The 14,732-nt window shown below is 58.7% G+C and carries 17 protein-coding genes and 4 pseudogenes; 12 read left to right on the top strand and 9 right to left on the bottom strand.

Annotated elements, in window-relative coordinates; genetic code table 11:
* Nucleotides 1-249 precede the first annotated feature (249 nt).
* Nucleotides 250-486, bottom strand: a complete 237-nt coding sequence (locus XH85_RS14225; protein WP_164940774.1) for a hypothetical protein — start codon at nucleotides 484-486, stop codon at nucleotides 250-252.
* A gap of 241 nt (nucleotides 487-727) precedes the next feature.
* Here XH85_RS14225 and XH85_RS45055 point away from each other — a divergent pair, with 241 nt between their 5' ends.
* The 4 genes from XH85_RS45055 (at nucleotide 728) to XH85_RS14210 (ending at nucleotide 2,145) form a co-directional block, all read left to right on the top strand.
* On the top strand, nucleotides 728-877 hold the full coding sequence (locus tag XH85_RS45055) for a hypothetical protein (RefSeq protein ID WP_164940773.1): 150 nt from the start codon (nucleotides 728-730) through the stop codon (nucleotides 875-877).
* A 214-nt stretch (nucleotides 878-1,091) separates the two neighbouring features.
* Nucleotides 1,092-1,265, top strand: coding sequence for a hypothetical protein (locus tag XH85_RS45050; protein WP_164934602.1), 174 nt, complete (start codon nucleotides 1,092-1,094; stop codon nucleotides 1,263-1,265).
* An 8-nt stretch (nucleotides 1,266-1,273) separates the two neighbouring features.
* Complete coding sequence (locus XH85_RS14215; protein ID WP_245474100.1) at nucleotides 1,274-1,573, top strand: hypothetical protein; 300 nt, start codon at nucleotides 1,274-1,276, stop codon at nucleotides 1,571-1,573.
* Nucleotides 1,574-1,707: 134 nt separating this feature from the next.
* Complete coding sequence (locus XH85_RS14210; RefSeq protein WP_128932048.1) at nucleotides 1,708-2,145, top strand: hypothetical protein; 438 nt, start codon at nucleotides 1,708-1,710, stop codon at nucleotides 2,143-2,145.
* Here the strand turns inward: XH85_RS14210 and tnpC are convergent.
* The 3 genes and pseudogenes from tnpC to tnpA form a co-directional block, all read right to left on the bottom strand.
* Nucleotides 2,146-3,728 (bottom strand): annotated as a pseudogene (gene tnpC, locus XH85_RS14205) (IS66 family transposase). It lies immediately after the preceding gene.
* Nucleotides 3,729-3,827: 99 nt separating this feature from the next.
* Nucleotides 3,828-4,178 (bottom strand): IS66 family insertion sequence element accessory protein TnpB, encoded by a 351-nt coding sequence (gene tnpB, locus XH85_RS14200; protein ID WP_128931953.1) that lies wholly within the window; start codon nucleotides 4,176-4,178, stop codon nucleotides 3,828-3,830.
* A 43-nt stretch (nucleotides 4,179-4,221) separates the two neighbouring features.
* A pseudogene (gene tnpA / locus XH85_RS48010) lies at nucleotides 4,222-4,626 on the bottom strand (IS66-like element accessory protein TnpA); the annotation flags it as partial.
* 914 nt (nucleotides 4,627-5,540) lie between these two features.
* Here tnpA and XH85_RS14190 point away from each other — a divergent pair.
* On the top strand, nucleotides 5,541-5,801 hold the full coding sequence (locus XH85_RS14190; protein WP_128932286.1) for a hypothetical protein: 261 nt from the start codon (nucleotides 5,541-5,543) through the stop codon (nucleotides 5,799-5,801).
* Between the two features lie 121 nt (nucleotides 5,802-5,922).
* Here XH85_RS14190 and XH85_RS14185 read toward each other — a convergent pair whose 3' ends face one another.
* A complete protein-coding gene (locus XH85_RS14185) occupies nucleotides 5,923-6,165 on the bottom strand; it encodes a hypothetical protein (RefSeq protein ID WP_128932285.1) in 243 nt (80 codons plus the stop codon).
* A 464-nt stretch (nucleotides 6,166-6,629) separates the two neighbouring features.
* Here XH85_RS14185 and XH85_RS14180 point away from each other — a divergent pair, with 464 nt between their 5' ends.
* The gene (locus XH85_RS14180; RefSeq protein ID WP_128932284.1) at nucleotides 6,630-7,400 is read left to right on the top strand and encodes an outer membrane protein; all 771 of its coding nucleotides are present in this window, start codon (nucleotides 6,630-6,632) and stop codon (nucleotides 7,398-7,400) included.
* 230 nt (nucleotides 7,401-7,630) lie between these two features.
* Here XH85_RS14180 and XH85_RS14175 read toward each other — a convergent pair whose 3' ends face one another.
* Both XH85_RS14175 and XH85_RS46615 read right to left on the bottom strand, forming a co-directional pair.
* A complete protein-coding gene (locus XH85_RS14175; protein WP_128932283.1) occupies nucleotides 7,631-7,819 on the bottom strand; it encodes a hypothetical protein in 189 nt (62 codons plus the stop codon).
* 292 nt (nucleotides 7,820-8,111) lie between these two features.
* Nucleotides 8,112-8,896 (bottom strand): annotated as a pseudogene (locus XH85_RS46615) (ABC transporter substrate-binding protein).
* Between the two features lie 379 nt (nucleotides 8,897-9,275).
* On the opposite strand from XH85_RS46615, the gene XH85_RS14160 reads away from it, so the two are divergent.
* From XH85_RS14160 to XH85_RS14150, 4 genes are all read left to right on the top strand, one after another.
* On the top strand, nucleotides 9,276-9,689 hold the full coding sequence (locus XH85_RS14160) for a hypothetical protein (RefSeq protein WP_128932280.1): 414 nt from the start codon (nucleotides 9,276-9,278) through the stop codon (nucleotides 9,687-9,689).
* A gap of 217 nt (nucleotides 9,690-9,906) precedes the next feature.
* A complete protein-coding gene (locus tag XH85_RS47335) occupies nucleotides 9,907-10,038 on the top strand; it encodes a hypothetical protein (RefSeq protein WP_276486162.1) in 132 nt (43 codons plus the stop codon).
* A 3-nt stretch (nucleotides 10,039-10,041) separates the two neighbouring features.
* Complete coding sequence (locus tag XH85_RS14155; RefSeq protein WP_128932279.1) at nucleotides 10,042-10,233, top strand: hypothetical protein; 192 nt, start codon at nucleotides 10,042-10,044, stop codon at nucleotides 10,231-10,233.
* A 203-nt stretch (nucleotides 10,234-10,436) separates the two neighbouring features.
* Nucleotides 10,437-10,871: a hypothetical protein gene (locus XH85_RS14150; protein ID WP_128937266.1), complete on the top strand. Its 435-nt coding sequence runs from the start codon at nucleotides 10,437-10,439 to the stop codon at nucleotides 10,869-10,871.
* Between the two features lie 67 nt (nucleotides 10,872-10,938).
* Here the strand turns inward: XH85_RS14150 and XH85_RS46610 are convergent, their stop codons facing one another.
* Nucleotides 10,939-11,442, bottom strand: coding sequence for a hypothetical protein (locus XH85_RS46610; protein WP_128932278.1), 504 nt, complete (start codon nucleotides 11,440-11,442; stop codon nucleotides 10,939-10,941).
* A 185-nt stretch (nucleotides 11,443-11,627) separates the two neighbouring features.
* Here XH85_RS46610 and XH85_RS14140 point away from each other — a divergent pair, with 185 nt between their 5' ends.
* On the top strand, nucleotides 11,628-12,140 hold the full coding sequence (locus tag XH85_RS14140) for a DUF1269 domain-containing protein (RefSeq protein WP_128932277.1): 513 nt from the start codon (nucleotides 11,628-11,630) through the stop codon (nucleotides 12,138-12,140).
* Nucleotides 12,141-12,571: 431 nt separating this feature from the next.
* The gene (locus XH85_RS14135; RefSeq protein ID WP_128932276.1) at nucleotides 12,572-14,362 is read left to right on the top strand and encodes an adenylate/guanylate cyclase domain-containing protein; all 1,791 of its coding nucleotides are present in this window, start codon (nucleotides 12,572-12,574) and stop codon (nucleotides 14,360-14,362) included.
* A gap of 75 nt (nucleotides 14,363-14,437) precedes the next feature.
* Here XH85_RS14135 and XH85_RS46605 read toward each other — a convergent pair.
* Nucleotides 14,438-14,732, bottom strand: a pseudogene (locus XH85_RS46605) (transposase); the annotation flags it as partial.

The raw sequence follows: 14,732 nt of genomic DNA, 5'->3' as shown, positions 1-14,732 counted from the left end.
CGCCGTGGCCTTACCTTCGCCGCCGACTTCGAGGTTCGGCTTGTGACAGCTTCAAACACCGCAATACGGCGATCGAGTTGCCATAGCTCGACATCGTTGACATCAACTAGCTGCTCAGCACGTTCTCGTGCTTCCTGCTCGTCGGCACATTGCAAATGGGCCACGCTTATAACGTGGTGGTACTGGTCCAAAAGGTAAGCTCGGTAGTGCGCCATGCCCACGGCTCCAAGGCCCGCGTTTATCGGATCGTCACCTCAACCCTTCAATAAGCACCCTCCAGCCGAGCGCATCGTCCGCCGTTAGCAGCGAAGCGCCAAGGGTTGCTAAGTAGTGCGGCAATTCGCAATCGGGACGCGCGTTCATATTGCCGACAAACGAGGCGACCGCGTTCTTAAGATCACCTCGGTCGAGATGATCGAACGTCCGTTGCTTGCACCGCTCGACATACTTGTCGCGCGTCATCTCAATTAACAGGGAACGTTCCATTTCGCCTCCCCACCGATGAGTTACTTCCAATAGTGGAGTTGGAACCAAGCGGATTTGGCCTGTCGGTTCGAAAAGCGACAAACCGACGCTCTTTGATCGCAAGTGTGGGAATTAGGATACAGACGCACGTCGCGGGCGCTCGCAGCACGAAGTCCAAGCCGATCCCCCGGTCCGCACCTCGTCTATGGTTTCCTGACGACAAACGCAGAAATGCCGTCGTCGAGCCGATCCATCCAACGCGATGCCGGTGATCCTGGCGACCGATGAGGACCGCGATGTCTGGATACGCGCGCCGTGGGGTGAGGCCAAGGCGCTGCAACGGCGGTTGCCGGATGATGTGCTCAAGATCGTGATGCGCGGGGCGGAGAAGGAAGATCGGGCGGTAGCCTAAAAAATACTCGGTCGTCGCGATCCCTCCACTCGCGACAGGTCCTTTCGCATGGCTATCTGCGCACATTGATCGAGGCAGCGCCGCGACACTGCCACGATGGCAAGTTGGCACTTGAAACAAAAAGTGAAAAAAAGAGCGGGGATATTCCCCAAAGCTGACTTGATTTCTCCATTCGCTAGCTTTCTCAGCGCATTTTATCGATGAGTAAGCAGCGATGACTGATCAGCAATTAGCCCTGCAAGCGATTAGCGAAGCGCAACTCATATTGGAAGAATACCTTCGGCCCTGTCCTAAGGATAATGCGCATATCCTTGAAAAGTTGTTGGAAGTTCTCGAACGCCCCGCCTTGCTCGTTGCTGTAAGTCGATTGCAGCAACACGGCAATTGAGCGCGCCCATGAGCAAACCACTTCAATCGTTTGCTTTAACCGTTTGCATTGCTGCGCTCTCGTCGCTCGAAATGACAAGCGTGCATGCTAAGCAACAATGCGCCGCTGCAATCCCGACAAATCCGCAAGGTCAGTGGTGGTCCTATCGTCTCATCGACGGACGAAAATGCTGGTACGCGGGCAAGCCCATGCTTTCGAAATCACTGCTGGAGTGGCCTACAGAGGTCTCCTCCGAACCCGGTTCTCGCGGAGAAGCTAAAGGCATTGTCATAGCTAGCAAGCCCGGCAATCCATTAGATGCACGGTGAGCGTCACGAGAGGATCACCGCGCCCGGCCTTGACTTGCGCGGAATGCTTTGGATTGCCCGATCGAGGTGATTGACGCTGCCGTTGCGTGATGATGGGGTGATCGCGGGTTGGAGCGGGCAACGGGGACCTCGGAATGACCAGCGAGTCGCAGCTGCGCGAGAAGCTTCGGAAGATCGAGGCGTTGTTCGCGGGTGCGGGAACTGCTGGTGAGCGCCTTGCGGCGGAAGCTGCGCTGCAGCGGGTGCGTGCCCGGGTCGAGGAGCTGGCTCGCCACGATCCGCCGATCGAGCAGCAATTCTCACTTCCTGACCAGTGGTCGCGGCACCTTTTTCTGGCGCTTTGCCGTCGATATGGACTGCGGCCGTTTCGTTATCACCGGCAGCGACGCAACACCGTGATGATCCGTGCGTCACGAGGCTTCGTCGACAAAGTTCTGCTGCCGGAGTTCACCGAGCTGGAGAGGGCGTTGCAAGTCTATCTGCACGAGATGACGCTGCGCGTGATCCGCGAGGAGATCTATGACGACGCCAGCGATGCGCAGGAAGTTCCAGATGCTCTGCCGTCGAACTGATCAGGCGGCGAGCTTTGCCTGCGAACTGTCGCGCTCGGCCTTCCAATTCCACGGCAACAGCATGTGCAGCTGATTGATCTTTGTACGTCCAGAGACGATGCGCTCGAGAACATCGGTCAGATAATGCCGCGGGTCGAGGTCTTGCAGCTTTGCCGTGTTGATGAGCGACGCGAGAATGGCCCATGTCTCGGCGCCGCCTTCACTGCCGGCGAACAAGTAGTTCTTCCTTCCCAGGCCTATTGGCTTGATGCTGCGCTCGACCGTATTGCTGTCTATTTCAATGCGTCCGTCGTCGATGAAGCGCGTCAGGCCGTCCCAATGGTTGAGGGTGTAGCGGATGGCTTTGCCCAGACCGGACTTCTTCGAGACTTCCAGCAGTCGCGCCTCGAGCCAGGGTTTGAAGTCCTCGATCAGCGACCTGGTGTCGGTTTGCCGCACCGCAGCCCGATCCGCCGCCGGCAGACCGCGGATGCGATCCTCAATGGCGTAGAACATCGCGATCCGTTGCAGCGCTTCCGTGGCAATCGGCGACTTCGTCGCGACGTGAACGTCCCAGAACTTCCGCCGCGCATGCGCGAAGCAGAACGCCAGCTGCACCAGAGAGCCGCCGTTCCTGATCAGGCTCTTGTAGGCGGCATAACCGTCGACCTGCAGGATGCCGTCGTAATCTCCAAACAGCTGCCTGGCGCGGATCGCCTTGCGATCCTCGGCGAACACGTAAACCACCGCCGGCGGCGCCGGGCCGCCCCACGGACGGTCGTCGGTGGCGATCGCCCAGAACTGGCAGACTTTGGTCCTGCCACGGCCGGGATCGAGAACCGGCAGCGGCGTCTCGTCGGCAAACAGCCGCGGGTAGGACATCACTTTGTCGCGCAACAGCGTGTGAAGCGGCTTCAGCCACCAGGCGGCGCGGCTCATCCACGAGGCCAGCGTCTGCCGGTCGAGCGTGATGCCTTGGGCGGCAAACATCTGTTCCTGGCGATACAGCGGCAGCTGGTAGCCGTATTTCATCACGGCGATGTGGGCCAGCAAGGCTTCCGTCACCATTCCACCGTCGATCGCCTGGGCCGGCGCGGGTGCCTGTACCACACCTGGCGGCATCCCCGGCACCCGTACCGCGGACGCACAATGCGCTTGACCCGGTACTGCATCGGAATGACGTCGAAGGCTTCCTTGACGGTCTCCCCGATCTTGTGCAGCCGCTCGCCGCAGCAGGAGCAGATGTGGCTCTCGATATCGATCACGACATCGATGCGCGGCAAATGCTCCGGGAGGCTCCCCCGGTTGCGTCGCGCCGATCGCTTTCCACGGCCCTCCGCTCCGTCAGGCAGCCTGCCTCCGGTCACGTCGTCGTTGGTGGCGGCACGAGCCGCCTGTGCCGTGATGGTGAAGAGAGACAGCTGTCCGGGATCCAGTGTCTCGGAGCGTGGACCGAAGATCGTGCGCTTGTACTGGGACAGGATCATCAGGAGCTTGTCGTTCTCCTGGACTGCAGCGTCGCGTTGGGCGATCGCCGCATCACGCTCGGCCGAAAGCGTGCTGCATTCCGCCGACAACGCCGCAAGCCGTGACGACAGCGTCATCACGGTTTGTCGCAGCAATGCTGGATCGGAAGGCAAATCACTCATGCAGAGTGATTCTACAACAGCTCCGCATGAGTGACGAACTACTATCGATACGGATCAACCAGCTCGTGATGGCTGATCCACAACACGCATCGGCACACGCTTCCAGTCTGAGCCATCGAGCAGCACCGAGAGCTGAGTATGAGATAGCGGCATGACGCCTTCCTTGATCGGCGGCCAAGTAAACTGTCCTTCGATTCTCTTGTAGTAAAGGACGAGGCCGCTTCCGTCCCAGGTCAGGATCTTCACGCGATCCCGGCGCTTGGAGCGGAAGACATAAAGTCCGCCGTCGAACGGATCGGCTCCAAACGCCTCGCTCACCAGCATCGCCAGCGAGTCCATGCCGCGACGGAAATCGACCGGCTGCGTCGCAATCCAGATCGACAACCCGGGTCGCAGCCCGATCATCGGCCAACCGTCCCGACTGCGGCCAGCACCTCGCACAGCGCCCGCCGGTCGACCGTCCCCTGACGCGGATGCGAACCGCGCCGACCTCGATCTCGATCGCCGCCTGCTCCTCGCACGACGGCAATGTGCCCCTGCAGCCGGTGATCGCGACCGGCACAAAGCCAGCTGGTACGTCTCCGGCCAAGCGATCCGCGACCTTCGCCCGTGTCGTTTGACGACGCCACAGAAACAACAGGCTTGGGCTGATGTCATGTCGCCGCGCCACCGCGGATACGCTTGCACCAGGCGCAAAACTCTCCGCGACAATCGCCCCCTTCGCATCGGTCGACCAGCGCCGGCGCCGGCCGATCCCGGTGATGATCTCGACACGTTGCAGCGTATCGGCGCCGTCTTCGAGGATAGGCGTATGCCTATCCTTATCGCCATCCCTACGACTATCCTTTGACATGGTGACCTCGTGACCAACATTCCACGAGATCTTCCTAACCGACCAGATCAGCCCTCAGCACGTGGTCCCTGGATGACGCTGACGATGCACGAGCGTTGGCATTGAAAGACTTTGACACTTTTGAAGAGCGATGGCGTGCCAGGATCTCAAGTCCGCCGCGCGACTGACCGATACTCATGACTAAGCGATCCTGCATCGCGCTCATCGTCGGCGAGGAATTTCGACCGTCTGTTCGCGGTCGTGCGCTTGGCTACGTCACGCAATCACGCGCCCGAGTTCGCCGAAAACAACGTCTCTACGCAAATTGTGTGCAGCGGCCGTCAAGTGGAAGCCTACGATCAGACCTAGCCGCCTTAAGGTCAGGAGAGCAACGGGGTCACACAGCTCGATAGAAAGTCCGGCTCCCAAGATCGCAATGGTGCGTTGCTCCTCCGCGTTGAGATCAGCCCAGGAGATGCTTTCCATCACGCACCGTAAAATTATCCCGGTATCTCAAAACCCAAACGCGTGCCTGATTTGCCGTAGCACAGTCATGGCCGCGTCGGTGTACCGACCGTTGGTTAGGTATTGATCCAGCTGCGCCGTGCTGACCAGCGCCACAACTGCCACCGTGAAGCCCTTAAACATTGGGCCTCTCCTTCAAGAGACCGCCAACCGAGCGTGTCGAAGTATTAAACTGCCTTCGAAATATGCTGTCACATATGGTGACCTAATATGTAAATGGTGACAGTGACTAGTAACCAGTTCCTTAACGGGCGCGATGTCGCCATGCGAGCGCCATGGGATGAGGCGAAGACGCTGCAACGGCCGTTGCCCAATGAACGCGCTCAAGTCGTGATCTCCGAAGGAAGATCGAGCGGTAGCACAAGGTTCTGAGCACCTGTCCCGGTGTCCTTCGGCCCCATATTCGACGTATGCAACTCACCGATATCCACGACCAAGCAATTCAAGCCCGCATGGCGCTAATCGTCGGCGCGAGACGGTTCGACCGCCTGTTCGCAGGCGCGCGCTTCGACGAAGTCGATGGTGATATCCTCTTCGTCTACGCGAAAGACGAGGACACAGCAGCACAGATAGAAGATGAATTCGCGCTGCACATATCGATCATTGCCTCAAAGATACTGGAGCGCGAGATCAACATCGTGATGGTGTTGCCGAGACAACCCGTCAGTTGAGCTTACGAGGCCGGCCCCGGGGATTGGTGGTGGACGTGCCAATGTCCGATATTCTGCGGACAGCCGACATGGAATTCGGCTGGTGCATGTTCGGCTCAGGGCCCACAAACGGACTTTGAGCTTAGTCGCTAGCAGTCGCGAAGGGGCCGACCGGTTCGGCGTCACTCTCAGCAGACACCAAGAACTCATCTAGGAGGTGCCGCTTGATCCTAATCGGTTCACGCTCCCCTTGCGAAGCGAGCCAGAGAACCCGCTCGGCCACTTCCACGGCAGATCGCTGCTGCTGACGAATGAACGACGGGCTGGAAAGAACGTCGTCTAGAACGTTGCGGAGCATATGTACTGTTGCCGTGTCGTATGCCATGCGCCAAATATCCCGGCCGTCGAAACAAAATGCGCCGTAGCGATGGCGCCAGGGCAAAGGAAGTGAAGCGTCGCCGGGCTCGAAATAAGCGTCCCGGCAGCGCCTATTCTCTAACTGAGCGCTGAAATCCCAGTTGCCCTGAATTATGCAATGGTCATGCCACAGGTTTGTGACGCGGTTCTCGCTGGCGTGCCGCCATGCTACAGTCGAGCGGCGACCGGAAGCCCCGATCGCAAACTCCCGCCGCATCTCCCAAGGTCGGCGGGTTTTCTCTTCTTCGTAGTATGCACGTTAGCGGGCATTTGGCCCCCCAAATGCTTAACAAAAATAAAGAATTACCGCTGAACATCCCAGCCGGTTGTTGCGGCTTGGCTACATCAATCTGCAGGCGAACGGGATAGACTTGATTCCTCACGTGGGCGTCGTGCCTTTTTTGAATTTTCTTACTGGGGAGATTTCTCGTAATGAAAAAGCTTCTGATTGCCGCGGCTGGGATGATGGCCGTGGGTCTATCCGCCCCCGCGTCGGCGGCTGATTTGGCGGCGCGTCCGTACACCAAGGCGCCGCCCCCGATTGTCGCTCCAATCTATGACTGGACTGGCTTTTACATCGGCGCCAACGGCGGATGGGGCCAAAGCCGCGGTTGCGTGGATTTCGTCACGCTCGCAGGAACAGTCGCGGGTGGTTGCGCTTCTCGCTCCGGCGGCCTTGTCGGCGGACAGATCGGGTATCGCTGGCAAACCAATCAGTTCGTGTTCGGATTGGAAGCGCAGGGCGATTGGGCCGACATCAAGAACACGCGCGTCAGCCTGATCGATCCGCTGCTTTCGACCACAGGAAAAACCGACGGTATTGGTCTCTTCACGGCCCAACTCGGTTGGGCGTGGAACGCCTCACTGCTCTATGTGAAGGGTGGTGCCGCCGTGACCCACAATCGTCTTGACGTCTTCAACAACCTCACCGGAGTCGGTCTGGACTCGGCAAGTCACACGCGCTGGGGCGGCGCCTTGGGCGTCGGCTGGGAGTATGGCTTCGCGCCGAACTGGTCGGTCGGTGTTGAATACGACCATCTCTGGATGGGGAATGACACCCGCACCTTCGTGGGTGCAGGCGTGGTCACGCCCGGTGGCATCACCCTCCTTGGCGAGCGGTTCAGCCAGGATGTGGACATGGTCACCGTCCGGTTGAACTATCGCTTCGGCGGCTACGGCGCTCCGGTCGCAGCCAGATACTAATCGCTTCAGTCTGCGCAAACCAAAGCCCCGGCGAGCCGGGGCTTTTTGGTTATGGCGATTGCTGCATTTGCGATGTCTGAGTTGGTTCACTCGCGTCATTTTTGGCCCGCTTGCCGGATGTCTGCTTCTCCCCTGACAGCGGCGGAATAGCGGATATCCACCAACCGCTGCTTGGGGCCAGAAGCAAACCTCAGGGACCAAAATGAAAGGGGCCGGCAACTGAGGCGGCCTTACTGCCTTGTCTGGGGCTGATCGGCCTCTAAGCGGTCATCAGCCAGCATTTCGAGCTGATGTGATAAAGCGCTAAGACTGTGCGAGATGTTCCTTAAGAGGCTTGCCCTTCTAGGCGACGCCCCGGCTTTATTCGCTTCACGGCGATATTGCATCGCCATTTCGCGGCATTCGGTCGGATTCAGCATGGCTGCTTCCCCCTCAATTTGAGATCAGCTTACTTCCAAACCCGAATTGGGACACTCACAAATTAAACTTAGGACAGGGGCTTAAATACGGACAGTACCAAATACGGGCATAGGAACAAACCATGCCGACAGCACAAATTGAGAACCGCCGGCAGGTCCGCTGTGGGGTCATAAGCGGCCGTCGAAGCGAGCGCGGCCACACGTCTGCTCTACCGACGATAACCGACATCACGACGGGATTATCGTGGTTCGACTAAGGGCCAACAACGCTCTACGGCACTTGCAGCATGCATTATTCCATTACCTCGTCGGCGTTGGCGATCAATGTAGGAGGCACGGTCACACCGAGCGCGTTGGCAGTTCTTAGGTTGATGAGCAGCTCAAATCTGGTCGATTGCTCCACGGGTAATTCGGCGGGCTTTTCACCCTTCAAAATCCGATCAACGTAAACCGCCGCACGGCGGGCCATCGCCCGCTGGTCAACGCCATAGGAGATGAGACCTCCAGCCTCAAGAAGGTCTCTTACGTAGCCGCAGCTCGGCAGATTACGCGCAAGTGCGAGATCCGCGATCACTTTCCTGGCCTGAAAGATCAAGCTTTCGCCGTTAGCGACCACCCCTTGCATGCCTGCCTTTACCATCGCGTCAAATGCGGGCTCGAAATCGCCGAGCGCGCGGACCTCGAAACCTTGGGTATCAACGCCGAGCTTTATCCCTGCCTCGGTCGCCTCCTGAACATAGAGGCTCGATATTTGACGTTTGGATTGATGAGCAAGCCAACACGCGTAACCGTCGGGACAATCTCCTTAAGATACTGCAACCGCTTCGCACTGAGCTGGACAGAAAAATTCGACAATCCCGTAACATTCCCACCGGGTCGTGCAAAGTTTTCGATCAGGCCGGCTCCGATAGGGTCAAAACCGAACAGGAAGACTATTGGAATTGTTTTGGTCGCCTTCTTTAAGTGCGGCGCAGCCGCCCCGGCACCAACCAATACATCACACTTTAAAGATACGAGTTCGGCTGCCATCCTGTCGAAAACCTCGGGCACTTCATCAGGAAAGCGATGTTCTAGCATTATGTTCTGTCCGTCGACATAGCCCTGCTTCCTGAAACCCTCAACCAGTGACTGATAGTATGGAGTTTCTTCTTCGATGTTGGCGGCATGCCAGAGGACGCCAATTTTGGGGATGCGATGCGGCCGTTGCGCGCGCTAGGCGTGGCCACATCGCAGCCGTGCTGCCGAGTAATGTGATGAATTCGCGTCGTCTCATGTGCTGCTCCAGCCAGACACTGCTCGCGAGTACAGCAGCTTTTGGGCCTTGTCTGTACCGCGCTGCAGCGCAATGAGCGCGGCAATGTCAGCTCAGGTTCACGAGCAGTAATGCTCTGAGCGTAAGATTTCCGCTTGGCCGTCAGAAGCTGACATCTACGCCTTATGAGCACACCTACTACCCATGCCGACGCTCGGGGTCGATTTCGATTTCTCGCAGATCAAGCAGCGCGCCATGGACCTCGGCGCGACCGCTGATCAAATCCCCTACATCATGGCGACCACGCTCAACATGGCCGCCGATAACACCCGGTCCTATCTGATCGAGACGACGTGGCCGTCGTCAGTCACCGTCCGCAATCGTTCGTTCATGAATGCTGCGCTGGCCACCAAGGGCTCGCGCGCGACGAAGGGCGATCTGACGGTTGAGATTTACGACAAGCTCGGTCGGGCGAACCTGTCCCTGCATGCCAAGGGCGGCACTCGCCGGGCGAAGGGCGGCAACCTTTCGATTCCGTCATCGGTCAACGTACAGCGGACGAGCGGCGGCGCCGTGCGGACGCAGCAGCAGCCCAAGAACTTGCGGAACGGCTTCTAGCGGGGGCGCGTCGTCTTCCAACGCCAGGGCCGATCGACCCGCAAGGCGAAGGGCCGCATCAAGCTGATGTATTCGCTGCGGCCATCGGTCCCGATCCGGCAAGACGTGCCGTTCTACAAGGACTTCGCCGAGCTAATGCGGCAAGAGATCACGCTAAACCTCGCAATCGCGGTCATCCGGGCGATGTCGAGCCGGCGCCGCTAACACGGGGGGTGCCATGGCAGGCAAGCCGAAAGAGGGCGAGCGCGAGGATCGGCGCCAAGCGGACAAGCCGCCGGCGGATCATTCCGAACAGCCGCAGACGGCGGCGGAAGATCCCGCGCCCGGCGTCCCGCCTTACAAGGACTAGGCCGTGCTGATCCAGCGCGTTGCGCGGGACCGGGCGGTCGACCGACTCGATCCCGAGTACCTCGCGCAATGGCGCGCCTACTATTGCAACATCGTCGAGCGATATGTCGCTGGCGCGATGTCATGGTCCGACGCCCAAAATGCGCTGCTCTCCCTCGGCTACCGGGACCAGGCACTCAAAATCGAACCTGCTTGAATTGGACAAGGCCCGCGCCGGCAATGGCATGGCTGACGATCATCATCGATGCACCGCAGTCACTACTGGCATTCGGCACTTGACGCGCGCCCGATGGCAATCAGCATTGCCGTTGATTTAGATCAAGCTTGGATGCATCCGATCTAAGAGGATTTGGCAGGGAGCAAAGTTGCGGGCTGTCCAATCTATCGGGGAACGACAGCATGAAATGCTGGGCGGGGTTGTTGATCGTCATCCTCTTAGTATTCTGCCCTCCCGCCAACGGTGCCGCCGTGCGGATCACAGATGACTCCGGCGGACGAATAGGTAAATACATCTACAAGTATGAACGCCTCCGCGCTTCGGGCCAGAATGTGATCATCGATGGTTTCTGCGCGTCGGCTTGCACCATTGTGCTTGCAACCATCCCAACGGACAGGATTTGCGTGACTTCGCGAGCCGAGCTAGCGTTCCACGCCGCGTGGGATATTGGTCCGCGCGGACGGCCTGTTACTAACTTCGGCGCGACCCGAATGGTCTATTTGATGTACCCTTCGCCGGTGCGCCGCTGGATCGCCCAGCGCGGCGGCTTAACGCCTCGCACCATATTTCTGCGCGGAAATCCACTACAGGCTATGTATCGCTCATGCCCATCCTGAGCCCGCGAGGAAGAAGAACCAACGGGCGGCGGCCCCAAGGCTCGCCGTCCGCGCTGGATCGATTTAGTCAGTACCTATATCCATAAGGATACTGACCCGGGCAAACGTAGTTGCCGTAGGTGTCATATGTGCAGTTGCTGTTGTAGTTGTTGTAGTAGCCGTAGGCTCCGGCTGCGGCGGCGGCCCCAACTGCGGCTGCACCATAGCCCCAACCCGGGCGATAGTAGCCGCCACCGTAGCCCGGATAACCCGCGATCGGACGACCCGGACGGCCAGCGATCGGACGACCCGGATAACCGGGGCGACCCGCTATTGGATGCGAAGGCCGAGAACCTCCGGCCACGCGGTAGCCGCGACCACCATGGATGCGTCCGGCATGAACGGCACCGCCCCGGACGTGGGCGGCCCGCATGCCGCCGCCATGGAAGCCACCAGCGCGCATCCCGCCGCCGTGAAACCCTCCTCCACCGCGAAAGCCGCCACCTCCACGGCGAGCAAATGCGTCATCGGGAACAAGGCTTGCGGCAATAAGAACGATTGCTGCGAGAGCGGCGAGTGCATACCGAAGCATGATACTCCTCCCTCCTATTTGGATTGTTGAACGGTGAGTTCCGCGAAGCGCTGGCTGGTCCGAACAAGCTCGCGAAGACAAAGCCGTTCAGCAGCGTTATGCGCTCTTGCATGAAAGATTTGATGTAGATCAATAGCAGCGACAACCATTTGGTCTGCGGTCAAGTTCCCAAAAGGAGAACGACCATGAGTGATCTAGTCGTGATCGCATTTCCCACGGAAGCAAAGGCGGAAGAAGTTCGCCAGAAACTTCTGGCAATGCAGAAAGAGTACCTGATTGAGCTTGGTGATGCGGTAGTCGCGGTGAAGGACGCTCAAGGTCACATCAAACTTAACCAGCTCATCAACACCACCGCCGCGGGGGCAGTTTCGGGCACGTTCTGGGGAGCGCTTATTGGCTTGATCTTTTTGATGCCGCTGGCGGGCGCTGCCCTCGGTGCGGCGTCCGGCACTCTTGGCGGATATTTGACCGATATTGGCCTTGAGGACAAATGGATGAAGGAAACCGCTGCCGCCATTCAGCCCGGAACCGCTGCCCTCTTCGTGCTGGTTCGCAAGGTGACGGCCGACAAAGTGCTTGAAGGTCTCAAGGGTGAAGGCGGCACTGTGTTGAAGACGTCGCTCGACCATACGAAAGAAGCGGCTCTCCAAGCCGCTCTGGCAGGCGTTCAGGCAAGTGTGCCTTCTTCGTCCTCCTGAGTGGAAGTTCTCTGCGGCTCGGCACCATCTGCTCGCGAGGATCATGCGAAATGCTTACGTCACCTGCTGAAACCTAGCCATCAATGCCAAGTTGTGACCACCGATCGTCGAAATTGACTGCATAGGCTGCTCCTCCGAATCGTGGGAGCCTCAAAAACGGCGCCCATAACTTTCGTGCCGGTGGAGGAGCCGTCCACGCATCAGAAGCTGACCTATCGCCATCTTACAGATTTTTCAGCAAGCGCCGGTGGAGAGTTGCGGCATTGGGCTGCCTAGCGGCCCATTCCAGATTACGTTCGCCATTGATCTTCACCCAGTACGTACGGGTAGGCTCATCGTTGTTCGGCTAAGACCCAAAATGCGACATCAGCCTGGGTGGGCATCCCGTCTGATCTGTCATACAATCGCATCCACGTTGGGTTGTGTGGAGCATGGTGCAGGAGCGGCCAAAACGGGTCGAGCGCAGATTGTCGGCGATATTGGCGGCCGATGTGGCTGGCTATTCGCGGCTCATGCACAATGACGAAGAGGCCACGCACGTTGAACTGACCGCGCTCGTGACGGACGCTGTCGTGCCGGCAATTGTCGAACACGGCGGACGTATCGTGAAGAATACTGGCGACGGGTTCTTGGCGGAGTTTACAAGTTCAGTTGAGGCAGTCCGAGCCGCTGTGCAGTTTCAGACCCGGATCAAGCAACTTACCATCAACGAGGATGAAGAGCGGCGAATTGCTTTCCGCGTCGGCATCAATGTTGGCGACGTAATCGTTGAGCCCCATGACATATTTGGAGATGGAGTTAACATCGCGGCGAGGCTTGAGGGCATCGCAGACCCTGGCGGCATCTGCATCTCGTCTTCTGCCTACGATCAAGTTTGGGGCAAGATCGAGGTTGACTTCGCCGATCTGGGCGACCAAAACCTCAAAAACATCGCTCGCCCGGTTCGTGCCTATGCCGTAGCTCGAGATAAGTTTGGCTCGACGGCAAAGGGCAGCCGCACGACACCGATCCTACCCCGAGCGCCACGCTTGTCCATGGTGGTGCTGCCGTTCGCAAACATCGGCGGCAATCCCGAGCAGGACTATTTCGTCGATGGTGTGACGGAGAGCCTTACTACCGACTTGTCCCGCATCAGGGGCTTGTTTGTTATCGGTCGCCACACCGCATTTTCCTATAAGGGCAAGTCAATCGACTTAAAGCAGATCGGCCGCGAGTTGGATGTTCTCTATGTGCTGGAAGGCTCGGTGCAGCGGAGCGCGAACCAGCTCCGGGTGAACGTGCAGTTTGTCGATGCCGAATCAGGCGCTCACCTTTGGGCCGACCGTTTTGATAAGCCGATCTGTGATCTCTTCGAGCTGCAAGATGAAATTGTTTCGAGACTGGCCAACGCGTTGAATGCTCAACTTATCGCCGCTGAGGCGAGGCGATCGGAACACTCATTGCACCCGAGCGCCCTAGACTTGTACTTCCAAGGTATGGCTCGTTGGAACAAAGGTGTGACCCCAGCCCACATGGCGCAGGCACGAAGCTTTTTCGAACGTGCTTTAGAGCTTGATCCAGACAACGTCGAGGCGCTGGTGGGCATCGGAGCTGTCGACGTGACACGAGCTGGCTTTTTTCTCGCCGACAACCCGGACGCGCTTTTTGCCGCGGCCGAGGCGGCCTTGAACAAGGCGATGTCCTTGGCGCCGCAGCATCCCCTTGCTCACGCATTTTTGGGTTCTGTCTTATTGTGTACCAAACGCGCGATCGAAGGCATCGCGGAATGCGAGCACGCGTTGGAATTAAACCCGAATTTGGCGGAGGCGCATGCTTTCATCGGTTGCGCCCAAGCCTTTAGCGGGCGCGCCGAAGAAACAGAGGCACATGTACACAAGGCAATGCGCTTGTCTCCCCGTGATGAAGGTACATATCGATGGATGACGTGGGTCGGGTTCAGTAAATTGCTGCTGGGAGCCGACGCCGAAGCAGTTGTATGGTTTCGTCGAGGTCTGAATAGTAACCCAAACAATCCCATAGCGCATTTGGACCTCGCCGCTGCGCTTGCCCATCTCGGGAAACTGGATGAGGCGCGGGCTTCCAGGAACAAGGCGCTTGCGCTTAATCCAACTCTCACCATTCGTCGCTTGAAGGGTATTCCATTTAGCGACGATCCAACGTTTCGCGAGCAAGGCAGGCGCGTCATTCAGGGCATGCGTCTGGCCGGGGTGCCAGAGGAGTAATGTCGCCAATGGGTCTTGGCCGTGTAAAAACGGCCTTACAGGACCATCAGTCTTGAAGCCAAAACTGGTCCGGTCTCAGGCCGCGATCGCGGCGATCAGCGGCCTGATCCCGAGGATATTCATTGCTCGGGTCAGATTGTAGGCCAGAACCGAGAGGGCCATCTCGGCGGCTACCTTGGGAGGGTTTTGGTCAGGACGTGCGTTGCTCCCATGCGTGCCTTCATCGTGCCGAACGGGTGCTCGACAGTCTCGCGACGACGGCGCATAGCGAGCGGGTCGCATCGAGCCGCTGCTGCACGGCGTCGAGCAGATCCTCGTGCTCCCATCGCGTGATCCGTCGCTCTGACCCGGGCGTACACTGGGGTCGCAT

This window comes from Bradyrhizobium zhanjiangense, from assembly GCF_004114935.1.
GTDB lineage: Bacteria > Pseudomonadota > Alphaproteobacteria > Rhizobiales > Xanthobacteraceae > Bradyrhizobium > Bradyrhizobium zhanjiangense.
This window is presented reverse-complemented; position numbering and strand designations above follow the sequence as displayed.

Excerpts from the sequence above, each read along its gene's own strand:
- XH85_RS14180 (WP_128932284.1), top strand. The coding sequence starts at position 6,630 with ATGAAAAAGCTTCTGATTGCCGCGGCTGGGATGATGGCCGTGGGTCTA.
- XH85_RS14210 (WP_128932048.1), top strand. The coding sequence starts at position 1,708 with ATGACCAGCGAGTCGCAGCTGCGCGAGAAGCTTCGGAAGATCGAGGCG.
- XH85_RS14175 (WP_128932283.1), bottom strand. The coding sequence starts at position 7,819 with ATGCTGAATCCGACCGAATGCCGCGAAATGGCGATGCAATATCGCCGT.
- XH85_RS14190 (WP_128932286.1), top strand. The coding sequence starts at position 5,541 with ATGCAACTCACCGATATCCACGACCAAGCAATTCAAGCCCGCATGGCG.
- XH85_RS46610 (WP_128932278.1), bottom strand. The coding sequence starts at position 11,442 with ATGCTTCGGTATGCACTCGCCGCTCTCGCAGCAATCGTTCTTATTGCC.
- XH85_RS14215 (WP_245474100.1), top strand. The coding sequence starts at position 1,274 with ATGAGCAAACCACTTCAATCGTTTGCTTTAACCGTTTGCATTGCTGCG.
- XH85_RS45055 (WP_164940773.1), top strand. The coding sequence starts at position 728 with ATGCCGGTGATCCTGGCGACCGATGAGGACCGCGATGTCTGGATACGC.
- tnpB (WP_128931953.1), bottom strand. The coding sequence starts at position 4,178 with ATGATCGGGCTGCGACCCGGGTTGTCGATCTGGATTGCGACGCAGCCG.
- XH85_RS14140 (WP_128932277.1), top strand. The coding sequence starts at position 11,628 with ATGAGTGATCTAGTCGTGATCGCATTTCCCACGGAAGCAAAGGCGGAA.
- XH85_RS45050 (WP_164934602.1), top strand. The coding sequence starts at position 1,092 with ATGACTGATCAGCAATTAGCCCTGCAAGCGATTAGCGAAGCGCAACTC.
- XH85_RS14150 (WP_128937266.1), top strand. The coding sequence starts at position 10,437 with ATGAAATGCTGGGCGGGGTTGTTGATCGTCATCCTCTTAGTATTCTGC.
- XH85_RS14185 (WP_128932285.1), bottom strand. The coding sequence starts at position 6,165 with ATGGCATACGACACGGCAACAGTACATATGCTCCGCAACGTTCTAGAC.
- XH85_RS14225 (WP_164940774.1), bottom strand. The coding sequence starts at position 486 with ATGGAACGTTCCCTGTTAATTGAGATGACGCGCGACAAGTATGTCGAG.
- XH85_RS14135 (WP_128932276.1), top strand. The coding sequence starts at position 12,572 with ATGGTGCAGGAGCGGCCAAAACGGGTCGAGCGCAGATTGTCGGCGATA.
- XH85_RS14160 (WP_128932280.1), top strand. The coding sequence starts at position 9,276 with ATGCCGACGCTCGGGGTCGATTTCGATTTCTCGCAGATCAAGCAGCGC.
- XH85_RS47335 (WP_276486162.1), top strand. The coding sequence starts at position 9,907 with ATGGCAGGCAAGCCGAAAGAGGGCGAGCGCGAGGATCGGCGCCAAGCG.